Annotated in this window: 13 protein-coding genes and 1 tRNA gene; 5 read left to right on the plus strand and 9 right to left on the minus strand. The window is 46.9% G+C overall.

All coding sequences use genetic code 11. From position 1 onward, the window contains the following. Positions 1–33 precede the first annotated feature (33 nt). From Q0R17_RS05735 to Q0R17_RS05755, 5 genes are all read right to left on the minus strand, one after another. Positions 34–2,193 carry an EAL domain-containing protein gene (locus Q0R17_RS05735; protein ID WP_293932898.1) on the minus strand — a complete coding sequence of 720 codons (2,160 nt, stop codon included), beginning with the start codon at positions 2,191–2,193 and terminating at the stop codon, positions 34–36. Between the two features lie 10 nt (positions 2,194–2,203). Then, a complete protein-coding gene (locus tag Q0R17_RS05740) occupies positions 2,204–2,749 on the minus strand; it encodes a heme NO-binding domain-containing protein (protein ID WP_293932900.1) in 546 nt (181 codons plus the stop codon). 501 nt (positions 2,750–3,250) lie between these two features. Beyond that, a complete protein-coding gene (locus Q0R17_RS05745; RefSeq protein ID WP_293932902.1) occupies positions 3,251–4,312 on the minus strand; it encodes an FUSC family protein in 1,062 nt (353 codons plus the stop codon). Positions 4,313–4,645: 333 nt separating this feature from the next. Then, entirely contained in the window at positions 4,646–5,041 is a 396-nt protein-coding gene (msrB, locus tag Q0R17_RS05750; RefSeq protein ID WP_293932903.1) for a peptide-methionine (R)-S-oxide reductase MsrB, read from the minus strand. Next, positions 5,042–5,854: an alpha/beta hydrolase gene (locus Q0R17_RS05755; protein WP_293932905.1), complete on the minus strand. Its 813-nt coding sequence runs from the start codon at positions 5,852–5,854 to the stop codon at positions 5,042–5,044. A gap of 220 nt (positions 5,855–6,074) precedes the next feature. Here Q0R17_RS05755 and Q0R17_RS05760 point away from each other — a divergent pair, with 220 nt between their 5' ends. The 3 genes from Q0R17_RS05760 to Q0R17_RS05770 all read left to right on the plus strand — a co-directional run bounded on the left by Q0R17_RS05760 (position 6,075) and on the right by Q0R17_RS05770 (position 9,045). Further along, positions 6,075–6,410 carry a hypothetical protein gene (locus Q0R17_RS05760; protein ID WP_293932906.1) on the plus strand — a complete coding sequence of 112 codons (336 nt, stop codon included), beginning with the start codon at positions 6,075–6,077 and terminating at the stop codon, positions 6,408–6,410. A 157-nt stretch (positions 6,411–6,567) separates the two neighbouring features. Continuing rightward, positions 6,568–8,469, plus strand: coding sequence for a molecular chaperone HtpG (htpG, locus tag Q0R17_RS05765; protein WP_293932907.1), 1,902 nt, complete (start codon positions 6,568–6,570; stop codon positions 8,467–8,469). A 438-nt stretch (positions 8,470–8,907) separates the two neighbouring features. Then, positions 8,908–9,045: a hypothetical protein gene (locus Q0R17_RS05770; protein ID WP_293932908.1), complete on the plus strand. Its 138-nt coding sequence runs from the start codon at positions 8,908–8,910 to the stop codon at positions 9,043–9,045. 105 nt (positions 9,046–9,150) lie between these two features. On the opposite strand, the gene Q0R17_RS05775 is transcribed toward Q0R17_RS05770, so the two are convergent. From Q0R17_RS05775 to Q0R17_RS05785, 3 genes are all read right to left on the minus strand, one after another. Next, complete coding sequence (locus Q0R17_RS05775) at positions 9,151–9,729, minus strand: hypothetical protein (RefSeq protein ID WP_293932910.1); 579 nt, start codon at positions 9,727–9,729, stop codon at positions 9,151–9,153. A gap of 102 nt (positions 9,730–9,831) precedes the next feature. After that, complete coding sequence (gene hisC / locus Q0R17_RS05780) at positions 9,832–10,893, minus strand: histidinol-phosphate transaminase (protein ID WP_293932911.1); 1,062 nt, start codon at positions 10,891–10,893, stop codon at positions 9,832–9,834. 230 nt (positions 10,894–11,123) lie between these two features. After that, positions 11,124–11,208 (minus strand) — tRNA-Leu (locus Q0R17_RS05785). 291 nt (positions 11,209–11,499) lie between these two features. Between Q0R17_RS05785 and Q0R17_RS05790 the strand changes: the two genes are divergently transcribed. After that, positions 11,500–12,000 (plus strand): hypothetical protein, encoded by a 501-nt coding sequence (locus Q0R17_RS05790; protein ID WP_293932912.1) that lies wholly within the window; start codon positions 11,500–11,502, stop codon positions 11,998–12,000. Positions 12,001–12,155: 155 nt separating this feature from the next. On the opposite strand, the gene Q0R17_RS05795 is transcribed toward Q0R17_RS05790, so the two are convergent. Continuing rightward, a complete protein-coding gene (locus tag Q0R17_RS05795; protein ID WP_293932914.1) occupies positions 12,156–14,153 on the minus strand; it encodes an LTA synthase family protein in 1,998 nt (665 codons plus the stop codon). Between the two features lie 343 nt (positions 14,154–14,496). On the opposite strand from Q0R17_RS05795, the gene Q0R17_RS05800 reads away from it, so the two are divergent. Continuing rightward, positions 14,497–15,177 (plus strand): DUF502 domain-containing protein, encoded by a 681-nt coding sequence (locus Q0R17_RS05800; RefSeq protein WP_293932915.1) that lies wholly within the window; start codon positions 14,497–14,499, stop codon positions 15,175–15,177. Positions 15,178–15,245: the final 68 nt, after the last annotated feature.

Raw genomic sequence — 15,245 nt, forward strand, 5'->3', positions numbered from 1 at the left:
TCGGCATCATTGGATGCTTGAGGCAAAGGCGTGTTACGCGGATAAAGTAGACATCAAACTAAGCAATTGAATAGGATCAACCGGCTTTTGCAAGAAATGCTCCACACGGGCAATATTAATAGCTTGGCGTAATACCGCTAAATCCGTGCTCGCGGTAATTAAGATACGTAATGCCTTAGGCTGAATCCACTTGGCCTTGGCCAAAAACGCAATCCCATCCTCGCCAGGCAATTGGTAATCGCACACAATCGCCGCAAACTGATGGCAATCTAACAGCGGCAAGGCAGATTCGGCGCTGTCTGCCAGATAAAGCTTAAGTGAAAGGCTGGATAAAATATGCTGAATCACCTCCAGCATCACCGGCTGATCATCAATCACCAGCACACAAGGTGAGTTTGTGGCCCCCTGTAATTGCTTTGGGTCTAGCACACAGGCCTGCCTTAACATGACCTCTAAATCTGCACTAGAAACAGGGCGTGAAATCCAATAGCCTTGAATCAAATGCGCGCCTAGCTCCAGCAAAATTTTCGCTTCTTGCTCCGTCTCCACCCCTTCTGCCAAAGCCTGCATGGATAAGCTACGCGCCAGCTGAATAATGGTCGCCACAATGGCTTTATCATGGGCACTATGGCTGAGGCCACGCACAAAAGATTGATCAATTTTGAGCCGCTCGGCAGGAAAGCGCTTTAAATAACCTAAGTTTGAATAGCCCACGCCAAAATCATCAATCGCCAGCGCCACACCCAAAGCCTTAATCTGGGCAATGATATCTAAAGCCATTTCTGGATCGCTAATGGATAAACTTTCGGTAATTTCTAACTCTAAACATTCGGGCGGAATACCATGGCAGGCCAGCGCATTGGCCACTCGATACACAATTGCATCACCTCCCAACTCTAATGGCGATACATTAACCGCCACCCTCACCCAGCCCATGCCCGCTTGCTGCCAGCACAATATTTGCTGGCAAGCCGCCAACATCACCCACTGGCCTATCTCACAAATCAAGCCGACCTCTTCTGCCATCGAGATAAAAGCACCTGGATAGAGCAAACCATAATCTGGCGATTGCCAGCGTACTAGTGCCTCAACGCTCACTAACATACCGGTACTTAAATCGACTTGAGGTTGATAGTGCAAAACCAATTCATTATGGCTAATGGCATAACGCAAGCGGCTTTCAAGTAAGCGCCGCGAATCTAACTCCTGCTGCATATGCTCAGAGAAATAGCACACCGTGCTACCGCCGCCTTCTTTAGCGTGATACATGGCAATATCTGCGCGTTTTAGCAGGATTTCCGCATCTGAGCCATGTTCTGGATATTGTGCAGCACCAATACTGCCCCCCATGATTTGATCGATTCGATCCAGCTGAATCGGCTGCAAAATAGCGGCTAAAATAGCCTCGGCCATCTGTAACCGGTCCATGGCACAGTGAGTAGGCACCGCAACCACAAACTCATCCCCACCTAACCTTGCCGCCGTTCCTCCTGCTAAGGGTAAAGTAAGTAGGCGCTTGGCAATTTCACACAGCACTAAATCGCCTGCAGCATGGCCTTGGCTATCGTTAATAAATTTAAATTTATCTAGATCAATAAAAAATACACTTAAGCCCATGCCATGCAGTCGTGCAGAGGCAATCTGCTGGCTTAACCGCTCTAGTAAACGGGTGCGATTAGGTAGGCCAGTAAGCCCATCGTGGGTAGCTTGATAACGTAGCTGATGATGTAGGCGGCGCTGCTCCGACACATCGTGCAAAATAATAATACGTACCGGTCGGCCCAAAAACGCACTGCTACCAATAATAATATGCACCGCCGAAAAGCTGCCATCACCCTTGCGCAACAAGATAGCGGCGTCTTCTTGCACGCCTTCACTGAGTGGATCAATCTCATCATCCACCACCATGCGCAGCCAATTTAGGCCAATTAAATCCGCTTCTTGGGCAAAACCTAAGATTTCTACCGCAGCAGGATTAGCCAGTGAAATTTCACCACTCACTTGTGCCAGCAGTACCGCGCAAGGCATTTTAGATAAGACATCAAAAAACTCCTGCTCTTCTGCATTGCGCAGCTTTTCATAAGCTAAGCGCAGCGACTCAGTGCGCTCTTCAACCAACCCTTCGGCATACTGACGTGCTTTTTTTTCACGCTCGATTGCACGGCGCAGCACCGCTTCAATCTCATCGCTCATGATTTAAACCTTAAAGTGCACACACTTTAAACTCCGTCACCTGCAGCTCACCCTCATCCGCCAAATCACGGCGTACCACCGTGGCTTTACCACCGTAGTGCGCAATACAACCTTCAATCATGCCAAGGGCAAGATCGGCTAAATGGCGACGAGAACGATAGCGCAATAGCAAAGAGCCATCACTCATCCTCTCGGTTTCTAGCATGGGTAAATCTGCATCGGGGTATATTCTGCGCACCTCCACATGAATCTGCCCTTCGATACTCTCCAAAAAGGTATACACATCGGGCATTGAACGGAGTAATTCTGAGCGCTGAGCAATCAGCCGGCCAAATAAATGCTGGCCAAATGCCCGTACTAAATCAGGAACAGGTGTGCCACAGCGCGCTGATAATGCCTGCACCAAGGCAAACATTTCATGAAAATCATAATACCCAGCCGCCGTATAAGCGCCACCAGAAGGCGGCTTAGCCACCGAAATCATTTCATCGACAGCCACAATCCCCTGCACAGATTCAACAAAATCCATAAACTCATTGAACACAATACCTTTCATGACACCCCTCCATCGCTGAATCTAGAATTCCTAATTACTTAGCATGGATGAGAAACAAAACAAGTTCAAACCTTACCTGTAAATATCAACGACACACGAGCAGAGTAGAGCTAAGCACACTAGAAATAATTACTGGCTATTTATTAAAATACGTTCAATACAGGCAGGTTTGGCACAAAGTAGACTTTATTAGAAATAGTCAGTAATGACTGATGCCGCATAGCAAGCCATATGGATTAAGCAGCAAGATCAATAAAAAAACCAATAGATTTAAAGTGTGCTGTACTGAATAATTCACACTAAATATTAATCTAACAAGTAGATTCGCAATAAATAAAACAACGCCATGTATTGCTAGGCATATTAGAAGCGAGCTAGCCTATACCGTAGGAGCGCAACAAGCAGCGCCCCTACGAGGATAATATCAAACAAACGGCAAAAAACAGGAAAGAGACATAATCAGGCATTTGTGTGCACTAGATATAAATCAGAAAATAAGGCTCACAAAGGCTCATCACTCTGAATACGTTTTAATTTTTTTTTAGGACGAGGATCAAAATAATGGGGCTGTAAACGAATAAATAACAAAGTACCCATTCCAGACAATACGCAGGCAATAATAGTGTTTTCTACCCGTGCCCGTACCAAAGAATGATGTTCACCACCAAAATCAAGCAATACCATCACCAGTGCCGTAATTGGAATCACCGCCAACCAATAATTACGCTCTAAAAACACGGGTGTAATTGCCGCCAACACCACCACCATTGCGGCCAATTGCCATTCTGCTTTAAAAAAATACAGCATAGCCCAGCCTAATAAAGCACCAATCACTGAACCAAATAAGCGCTGTACCATTCGATCAATAGTAAGTTTATTATCATAAACTGTGACCAGCACCACGGTTAAAGGCACCCAATAAGCGCGCTCTAAACCCAAGCCATAACCAATTAAATAGGCAAGCAATACTTTGGCGGCAAAATAAAAGGCAAAAATAGAATTATTATGCGGGCGGCGTAAAATGCGGCTCATAGCCTCATACAACATTGGGCCATTTTTTTGCTCAGGCGCTCGAAACAAGCAACGGTCCAATAACACGGCAAAAATACCCGACATGCCACCAATTAATAAATACGTACCCGCTAGCGGTGATAAATGCGGCGCACTATCGCCAAATAAAAAAGCAATCAGCCAATATTTGCTCATCATTTCAACTGAATTGCCCGCACCTTGCAACCAACCGGTAAAAATGGCAAATGCCAATAAAAACGCTAATGGCGCGCCTTGCACATAATGCCCCGCCACCCCAGCAATTCCTGCCAGCAGCATGCCTACGGTCATATACATCATCACGGTAATCCGCTCCGATGTATTGCCGCCATTATCCACGAACATGGTATAAAAACCGGCTACCGCACCATACACCGCAGGCAAAAACTCACCTCGGAATAAGGCAATTGCTAAGGGCAAGCCAACCGCAATCATCACGCGCAACACCCGTCGCCAAGGAATGCCTTGCGGTGGTTTTTTGATTGCCAGCATCTGAACCAGCTGAGTATGCATACATCACCCTTTAGATAAGGAGCTGGATTCTACTGCTGTTTGCTCGTGCGCCTTGGCTGTAAAAATCACACCTTATCCGCCTTCAGCAGGCTTTAAGCCTGCCCTACATGCATCAAGCTAGGTATTGGTCGTAGAAAAATGCTGTTTCTCAATAATATGACTATATCGTAGGGCGGGTGCAACCAGCCGTTTTTTGCTTTTACACTTTAAATTTGGCGGGTTTCACCCGTCCTACACCATTTTATTTGTAAAACTTTGAATTAATTCAGCGCCTATAAAGGTGGGATTTAAGCCAACCCAGCTATAGCGCAAGCTTATTCTTTAGCTTGTGGTTTAATTTTCGCGAAACTCAATCGATACCGAGTTAATACAATAGCGCTCGCCACTTGGTAGTGGGCCATCAGGAAAAACATGGCCTAGATGCGCCTCGCAACTACTGCAGCGTACTTCCACCCGAATCATGCCGTGGCTACCATCCCGAATCCGCTGGATATTTGCGCCTGCGGCCTCGGCCCAAAAGCTAGGCCAACCGCAGCCTGCATCAAACTTGCGCTCTGATTCAAACAACAAAGCACCGCAGCAAATGCAGTGATACTTGCCGCGATTGGATTGGCGATAGTGCTCGCCAGAAAAAGGCCGCTCCGTGCCGCCCTCCCGAGCCACGCGATATTGCTCGGCGGAAAGTTGCTCACGCCACTCGCCATCACTCTTCTTAATTTTGCCTTCCATTTAACCCTCCGGATAATTTTGCGTTAACCACGCCAAGATTCTCTCGGCAACGATATTCTGTTGATAATCGGCCATCATGGCATGGCCACAATCGGCAATGATTTCTGCTTGGGTGTTCCAAGCAGTTGCACAAGCATAGATATCGCTCGGCGGAATCAGCTGATCATCCCCTGCCCCCAGCACCAAACATGGTAATTTAGGGCAGTTCAATCCTGCAAAAGGATGAGGAATCGCCATTTCGGTGAGGGCACGCATCGATTCTGGCTGCGCTCTTGCGGCAAAATGATCCACCATCGCTCGATCTGTTTTGGACGAAAACAGTAGCTCACGTACAAAGCTTGGATTCCCCGCAGCAGCCGCGCCCTGCCATTGAAACTGGCTTAAATTCCACAGCAAGCTAGGGGACGCCGTCAGTAAATGGGCAAAAGAGGCAGCAACACCGTAAGGTGCCACACTCGCCAATAACACCAAACCCGCTAGCTTAGTTTCTTTCGCCACCCTTTGCGCCACTAGGCCACCCATGGAGTGGCCAATTAAAATAGGTGGCTCGGGCAAATCTGCAATGATAGATAAAATATCTTTCACATAATCATCAATACCAAAATGATCCAGCTTTTCTCTACCCATACTACCGGCATGCCCACGTAAACTAGGCGCAATCACATCAAAGCCTGCAGCGGTAAAATACGGTAAAAAAGAGACTTCCCAACACCAAGATCCCGCGTAAGCGCCGTGAATCATGATTAAAGGCGGTGCATTCTTGCGTTTTTTTACAGCTTTAGCCTTTAAAATCTCAAGTGCATAAACGCTCATGTCGTTTTTTTCCTAACGCTGAACAGACCATTAAAAAAACCATTGCAAGTTAAGCATACCAATCTGTAGCGCGGGCCAAGGCGGTGGGCTTAGCCGTTCAAACAGACAAAATAAATATACCCGCGCTACAAACTGCTTAAATGGAGAGGATGAGCTAAACAACCGTGTTTCAATGGCCTGTTAAACTAAAGCAGTACTTACATTCATTAAAGGATCTACCATGCCCTACATTTCCCGCGACCCAAATGGCCAAATTATCGCCATTTTTCGTGACGCCAGTTCTGAGGCTAGCGAATTTATCCCGCAAAATGCACCCGAACTGGTGAGCTTTATCGGCGCGCCAGCCCATTCAGAGCTATTTCACTCACTTGATAGCGATTTGATTCGCGTTATTGAGGACGTGATCGATGCATTAATTCGTAAAAACTTACTTTTGCTGACCGATCTTCCCGCAGAAGCTCAGACCAAGATTCTGGCTAGACGTAATCTAAGGCAAAACTTGCCACAGAGTAGCAGCATCCTAGCACCTAGAGATGGTTTAATTTGGGGCGAATAGGATTGCCTTTGCCGCAATGCAACAAACCCTTGCTAGCAAGCGATCCCGCTGCTGCTAGGCTAGATATAACGCAATCAAATCGAGTTAGCTCTTGAAGCGCCAGAAGCTGCCCCCACTTAGAACCGCATCACTGTTCACTTATTAAAAGAGCATCTTCATGGCAAAAGAAACATTAGGCTTCCAAACCGAAGTTAAACAGCTCCTACAGCTGATGATCCACTCTCTCTACTCTAACAAAGAGATTTTCCTGCGTGAGCTGATCTCCAATGCATCAGACGCTTGCGACAAGCTACGTTTTGAAGCACTGAACGATGCAAGCCTGTATGGGGATGATAGCGAGCTGAAGATCAGCCTTTCCTTCGACAAAGAAGCGCGTACCCTTACTCTGCATGACAATGGTATTGGTATGAGCCGTGATGAAGTCGTCAAGAATATCGGTACCATTGCCCGCTCTGGCACCAAAGAATTCTTTGGCAAGCTCTCTGGCGATGCACAGAAAGATGCCAACTTGATCGGCCAGTTTGGTGTGGGCTTTTACTCGGCTTTTATTGTTGCCGACAAAGTTACCCTCACCTCCCGCCGTGCTGGTGAAAGCACCGCTACCCAATGGGAATCCACAGGCGATGGCGAATTTACGCTAGAAGAAGTCGCAAAAGAAGGCCGTGGTACAGAAATCATCCTGCACCTCAAGGAAGGCGAAGACGAATATCTATCGGATTGGAGCCTGCGCTCGGTTATCCGCAAGTATTCCGACCACATCACCCTGCCTATTTTCATGCCTAAAACAGCGGGCTACGATGCTGAAGGCAATATCACCCCTGCGGAAGGCGTTGAAGCCGTTAACCAAGCATCCGCACTGTGGGCGCGCGCTAAGTCAGACATCACTGACGAGCAATACACCGAATTCTACAAACACGTATCACACGATTTTGAAGCACCATTAGCGTGGAGCCATGCTCGCGTTGAAGGTAAGCAAGAATACACCGAGCTGCTTTATATTCCTCAACGTGCGCCGTTTGATATGCACGACCGCGAACGCCGTCACGGCATCAAGCTCTACGTTCGCCGCGTATTTATCATGGAAGACGCAGAAAAGCTGCTGCCGCAATACCTGCGTTTTGTGCGTGGCCTGATCGACAGCAGCAACTTACCGCTCAATGTAAGCCGCGAAATTCTGCAACACAGCAAAGATATCGAGCAGATTAAGCAAGGCTGCGTGAAGAAAGTGCTAGGCCTTTTAGAAGGCATGGCTAATTCTGATGATGCTGCTGAGCAAGCTAAATACGCAACATTCTGGGATCAGTTTGGCCGCGTGATGAAAGAAGGCGTTGCGGAAGACTTCGCCAATAAAGACCGCGTGGCAGGCTTGCTGCGCTTTGCCTCATCGCACAGCGATAGCACAGATCAAAATGTCAGCCTGGCGCAATACGTAGCGCGAATGAAAGAAGGTCAAGACAAGATCTACTTTATTACTGCCGACAGCTTTGCCGCCGCTAAAAACAGCCCGCACCTCGAAGTCTTCCGTAAGAAAGGCATTGAAGTGCTGCTGATGAGCGAACGTGTTGACGAATGGATGATCTCTGGCTTAACCGAATTTGACGGCAAGAAACTGCAATCCGTGACCAAAGGTGAGTTAGATCTTTCTCAGTTTGAAAACGAAGAAGAAAAGCAGCAGCAAGAAGCCGCCGCCAGTGAGCTAAAAGACGTGCTGGACAAAGTGAAAGCCATATTGGGCGATAAAGTCAAAGACGTGCGCGTCACCAATCGCCTGACCGACAGCCCAGCTTGCATCGTGGTAGAAAACCAAGATATGAGCGCTAACTTAGAGCGCCTATTAAAATCTGCCGGGCAAGATGTAAAAGGCAGCAAGCCAATTCTGGAAATCAACCCAGATCATATGCTGGTTAAAAAACTGAAAGCCGAGTTAGAAGGTGAGCGCTTTGGTGACTGGACTGAGCTATTGTTTGACCAAGCTCAGCTGGCCGAAGGCGCACAGCTAGATGACCCTGCTAGCTTTGTTAAGCGCCTGAACAGCCTAATGATGTCCGTCGTGGCATAAATGGCTACCTGATGATGTCTCTTACTCAATGGCCTCTGTGTAGATGGATTTCTTGAGTGCTTGATTTGGTTTTGGAGTTTGTAGGGCGGGTAAAACCCTCGAGCAATGCCGAATAAGCATATGCGGGTTGCACCCGCCCTACGATATTTATAATCAGATTAAGTAAGAGGCATCGTCAGGAACGGTAAGCAGCCAAGACCAGCGTCATACTGGCCTTGGCTGCTAATAGATTTTAAAAGCCAACTCTTGCAGCACGGCGTTTCACATAGAAAAACAGATAGAGCTCATTCAATGGCTCTTTCAGCTTTTTCATGCACAAAAAACACTTGGCTTAGCTGCAGTTCAGTATGATTACCATCGGCTATTTCCCCGCTGACGGCTAATATCAAGTAGGCTACAGCCGCCAACTGGCAGATAGCATGTTAGGGAGTAAACCCCATGGCCAAAGGTCAAGTACGTAGTAATCGTGAAACAAAGAAACCAAAGAAAGAAAAAACAGCCACTGTGCCTGCATCCACCTTCGCCAATGCAGCGGCTCAGGCCAATGCACAGATTAACGAAGCAAAAAAGAAGTAGGCTTAACTCCTACTACCTACAGGTAGCAGCGTAAATTAGCCGATAAAAATAAAATGGCCGTTCTCCTAAGGGGAACAGCCATTTTTTATGCGCGCTAAATATCGATTAAAACAACTCGATGTCCCCCGACTCTGGGGCAGCCGATTTATCACTTTGCACCGGCACCATGCTGGCGGCCAGTGATAGCGCTTGGCGTATATCCATACCGTTTAAAATATCATCAAAGAGTTTTTTCTCTTGCTCCATCGAATACTGCGAGCGAATTCTATCTTGCAGCTCCATCCATTCTGATGGCACATACAGCCGATTGCGATCGGATACCAATTCGGCCAAGCCACTAATCGTACCGCAAACGTGGTCTAAGCGTTGCGAAAGCCGGTCGTAAAATTGAAATGCAATCACCGCCTGCATATTGCGCTGGCCAATTTCTGCAATCTTGCTATCTAATTCAAGCTCAGCAGGCAACGTAGAAGCTTGCGCTAATAAATCATTACGCAAAGATTCAATCCGATCATGAGTATCGGCAAAAGAAAACGCTAAGGCATTGAGCGAAGCATTGCTCTCGGCCACAGCATGCTTCACCTGCGCCACGGCAATGCCAAGCATTAACATGGTTTCACGAACCTGACTCCAGTCAAGATCCGGATTACGCGCAGCAGAACCACCAGCAGGAAGTTCAATCATTTTATGCATCACCCATTCAGCGGGAACATTCAATTTATAGATTTAAACCGTGCAGCTTGCCCAAAACAATAGTGGGCAAGCTTCTTAACGGCCTTAAAAAGCTTATAAAGACAGCAGTTTATGTAAGGCCTGCACTAGTAATTCACACTCCTTGTCCGTGCCAATACTGACACGCAAAAATTGATCGATGCGCTCTTGCTTAAAGTGCCGCACAATAATTGAGTGCTCACGCAATGCAGCCGCTAATTGCGCTGCATCGTGCTGTGGATGGCGGGCAAAAATAAAATTGGCGGCAGATGGCAGCACTTCAAAGCCTAAATCACCCATTTGCCTGCTTAATTGCTCACGGGTGGCGATAATGGCTTGGCATTTTTCTTGAAAATACGCCTCGTCAGCAAAAGAAGCCGCCGCGCCAGCTAAGGCAACCTTATCCAGTGGATAGGAGTTAAAACTATTTTTAACCCGCTCTAAGGCCTCAATTAAATCAGCATGGCCAATGGCAAAGCCAACGCGTAAACCCGCCAAGGAGCGAGATTTAGACAGCGTTTGCACCACTAATAAATTGGGATAGCGATTCACTAAGGCAATCGCGCTCTCCCCGCCAAAATCGATATAAGCCTCATCCACCAGCACCACTTGCTCTGGATGACGCTGTAGCAGGGTTTCTACGGCGGCTAGCGGCAGTAGTTTTGCGGTTGGGGCATTTGGGTTAGGGAAGATAATCGCGCCACAGGGCTGATCATAATCCTCAATATTAATCGCGAAATCAGCATCAAGTGGCACTTGGCGATAATCAATGCCAAAAAGCCCACAATAAACAGGATAAAAACTGTAGCTAATATCTGGAAATAATAATGGCGCATCGTGTTTGAGCAGCGCAGCAAAAGCATGAGCCAACACTTCATCCGAGCCATTACCCAAGAATACCTGCGACTTATCCACACCGTGATACCTTGCAATCGTCGCCTTTAAATGATCGCCATTTGGATCTGGATACAGCCGCAGCGTATCCGCCAGCTCGGCCTGCATCGCTTGCAGCACATTAGGGGACGGGCCATATGGATTTTCATTGGTATTTAGCTTAACTAGATTAGTTAGCTTAGGCTGCTCTCCCGGCACATAGGGAGTCAGTTTATTGACTAGCGGGCTCCAAAATCGGCTCATTGTGTCGGCTCTGTGAATAAAAATAAACCCTATCTTATTCTAATTCCATTTAGAAACTAAACACTTTGTCAGCTGCGCGAACGAGGCCAAATAGAGTCTGCGTTCTTGCTCGCTTACCGATCTGCTCCAGCCTCTAGCTGTTTGGGGAATTCGCTAACCAACATTTAAATCCGCCAATGCAAAAACGCCGGATTTCTTTTGGAAATCCAGCGTTTTTATATACTTATTTTTGGTGCCGACAGAGAGACTCGAACTCTCACAACCTAAGTCACTACCCCCTCAAGATAGCGTGTCTACCAATTTCACCATGTCGGCATTCAAATGCTTGCTTCGTCAGAAGCAGAGAGGGACGCATAGTAGTACAAATACTAAGCCTAGTCTAGCCTCTATATGAATTTTTTTAGAAAAAACTTTATCCACTTGTTTTGCTGCTACTCCAGCCAACAAGAACCACCACAAATGCAATTATTCATTTCTATCGGCCAATACTTATCATTAGAATAAGAGCGCCTATAAGCAAATCACCCTATCTTTAATGGCCTGACTTGTAAAAGGGTAAGGCCATAAAGCAAGGGATCAATAATCTAATAAGAGGGGACGTACATCATGAGCCAAACACATCACTATCGATTAATTGCCCAAGCATGCAGCCAGCTACCAGAAAGCCTGCGCCAGAGCGAAGGCATTCGCCAAGCAATTGCCAGCATTAAAGAGCGCTACCCAGAGTGGCTGCAATTAAGCACCAGCGAGATCAAAGAATTAGGCTCGCTATCTAAAACCCTGATGCGCGCGTTTGAAAATGAAAAAAGTGCGCACGTTACTTTGCAATTTGCTGAGTTATGCGAGATCTCTAGCGAGTTATTCAAAGAAGTAAAAGATATTCGCAAGGAAATCAAAGGCATTATCAGCGATAACGAACAAGCGCTCGCCGACGATAGCGTCGGCGCTTTAAGCTATGTAGCGGATTTTCGTAAATGCATGGGCCCAGCACTGGCGCGCTCTATTCTTTTAAGAAACTTCGCCAATATGGTCGACGCCGTACTACTGGCCCAAATTCAATATTCAGCGGAGAACGTGGAAATCGAATTATTAATTGATATTATTTAAAAATTTGTAGGGTGAGTAAAATGCTTGCCCAAGCGGATACACAGATGCAGCACGTGGGCACACCCACCCTACAATGCTTGATATCGTAGAGTAGGCAAAGAGCGCCCTACCTAGCCCACGCGGATGCACAGATGCAGCGCGTGGGCACAGGTGCCCTACTTAGCACCATGCGTTAGCATATAATCCGCGATGGTGTAGTAATCCCTTAATTGCGTTTTCATTTTTTCCGCAACTTCAGGGTGCTCGGCACTTTTATCAATGCTTGGCGTATTGGATTTCATATCAAACAGACCGCCGCTTTTTTTGGCGACCTGCATGATGTAATACCAATCCTGATCCAGGATACCAATCTCGCCGCCTTCATCTGGGTAAATGGTAAAAGCCATGCGTGATACATCAAAGCGCGGATCGAGTAAATCGCGGCCCATACCTTTGTTTACAAATGAAAAATTAAATAAGCCCGCAATTGTCGGCAGAATATCAATTTGCGAAGCCACTTTATGGTAACGCGCGGGTTTTAATAATTTAGGCGCGTAAAGCACAAAAGGCGTATGCACGGACGAGAGTTTTAAATCTTGATAAGCACGCGGCACATTGGGGCCTACATCGTGGCCCATGGCGCGAATACCGTGATCGCCAAAGAATACAAACACCGTATTATCGAAATACGCTTCTTTTTTAGCGGTTTCCATAAATTTTTCGATACTGTAATCCATATAGCGGAAAGAATTATATTCATCTACCGCCGCAAAGCCATTGGCATGCAATTCTGCAACGCTTGGATTTTTTAATTTAAAATCAGTATCTTCTGCCGGAATAGTATAAGGGCGGTGATTACCCGAAGTTTGAATCACGGCAAAAAATGGGCCTTTCTTTGCTTTAAATACTTTATTAGCTTCAAAGAATAGGTTTTTATCTGAAATACCCCAGACATCATTACGCGGCGCGCTATAACTGCCTTCCTCGTGGATTTTTAAACCATCAATATTTTTGGTTAACACCCCACGTACATTGGCCCAAGTGGTGCTACCGCCAATAAAGTAATCTTTCTCGTAGCCTTTAAACGCATTAATCAGCACATTTTGATTCACCGCCGCTGGGTTGCGGCTCGATGTATCACGTAAATCGACATCAGGAATACCGCTTAAGCCAGCAAAAATGCCACGTGCCGTACCAAAGTGCGGGGTAAATAGATTATCAAACCAGATGCTCTCTTTCGCCATTTGGGTAAAGAAAGGCGTGGTGGCTAATGGATTACCATAAAGGCTGGTTTTATAGCCAGAAAACGATTCTAAATACACCATCACCACATTGGGCTGGCCAGGAAGTGCCGTGGCTTTAGGCTGGATATGCCGCTCAAAATTGAGCGTTTTCTCATCAGGATGATCCACCCCCAGATAGGCCGCCATCGCTGGGTAAGCCTTACGCACATCGTCCAGAGAATAGGTGTCTCTGGTGTAGGACATGGTATCAAAGAAATTTAAAGCAGGGTTAAGCGCCACGGCAGCGGCAAAGCTATTGGTGCTGTAATAGGCATCGCTCCAACGCAGCGGGTACTGTGAAAACTTGCCGTGTACACCCAGTAATGTGCCCAGAATAGAAACCAGCAACAGCACCGTGGTTTTCCACTTACCCGCATCCCAGCCTGTATACGTCGCCACCTTGCTCATCAGGCAAGAAACCAACCATGTTAGTAAGCCCACAGATAAGCCCCACACCAGCGTCAGCTTTACCACCGGATAAGTCGACCAAACCATGCCAGCCGATTCATCTAAGTTATATAAAAAATTAAGCACACTGGCTGATAGCTTTACACCCAGATAAGAATAGTGGGCAAAATCAACCATATGCGTAAAGATCAGCACGGCAAACACCAGCGCAAACCAAACCAGCCATAAGCGCCTAGCCAGCCCCGCTTTAAAAGGCGTCGTAATCTTAAAACCACCCAGCAGTAGCAGCGGCACTAGGCTAAGTAGGCCTAGGCGCAAATCAAAACGCGCACCCAGCAGCAATGATTGCGCCAGCAAGGAGCTGGGCAGCGGGTCGGCCTTGTTGCCAAAGGCAGTGGCAAATCCCAAACGGATACATATGCCCAAGGCAATAAATGCCAGCAAATAAACAAGGGTAAAACGGAATAAGCGAGGGATGCGCATAGGGCTACATTTGATTAATTTTCCAGAAAGGCAATTCTACCTGATGTTTTGGCCCTAACTCGCCCCAAATTGCAATCAAGTTGCATTAACTACAATTTAACTATTTTACTCAAGGGTGGCAAAAACTTCGCCCAGTGCCTATACGCTACGGCAGTAACCCGCTGATTTAATCATGTTTTTATGATTTTTTCGTTTCACACGGTGCGGTTAAATTTTGGTAAAACATTAAAAACCAAGCCATGCCGAGTGCTTTTTCACCAACACGGCATAAATCCAACAGGCGGTTTAAGCGATGAGGGTTAGAATAGCGGCAAAATTTTGACTCCGCCCACCGGAAATACCTATGTTCAAGCGTAGCTTCGAAAGAATCGCCACCACTTGGCTGGCTGGCCTGCTGGCTTTATTACCCTTTTTGCTCACCTTAGCCCTACTGGCATGGCTGGTCAAAATACTGAATAATTTTATTGGCCCGCAAAGTATGGTCGGGCAATTATTTGCCCTGATTGGTCAGCCTGTGATTAATCACCCGCTACTGGGTTATTTAATCGGCTGGGTCATGTTGATTGGCGCAATTTATCCGCTAGGGGTTATTGTGCAATCTAAGCTTAAACGGCACTTGGCCTATTTACTTGATAAAACAGTAAGACGAATTCCAATAATTGGTACTTTGTATAATACTGCAGACCGGTTTGTCAGCTTACTTGATCAAAAAGAAGACGCGGATATCGGTAGCATGAGCCCCGTATGGTGCTTATTTGGCGGTGATGGTGTTGCAGTGCTGGCGCTGATGCCTAATCCTGAACCCATTGAAATCGAAGGCCGTATCTATCAAGCAGTATTGGTCCCCACCGCACCTGTGCCTATCGGCGGGGGGCTACTCTATATCCCTAGCGAATGGATTCGCCCAGCCAATATCGGGGTAGATAAACTCACCAGCATTTATATGTCTATGGGCATTACCCCCCCTCCATCGCTCAAAAAAGCCTCGCAATCTGCAGCGCAGATTTACCCTGATCCCCGCTAAAGATATAAAAAATGCCCTTGCCCACCTAGATATACAGGCAAGGCGAATGTGCGCGCACGCGAATAAGC

This window comes from Iodobacter sp., assembly GCF_025352645.1.
Classification (GTDB): Bacteria; Pseudomonadota; Gammaproteobacteria; order Burkholderiales; family Chitinibacteraceae; genus Iodobacter.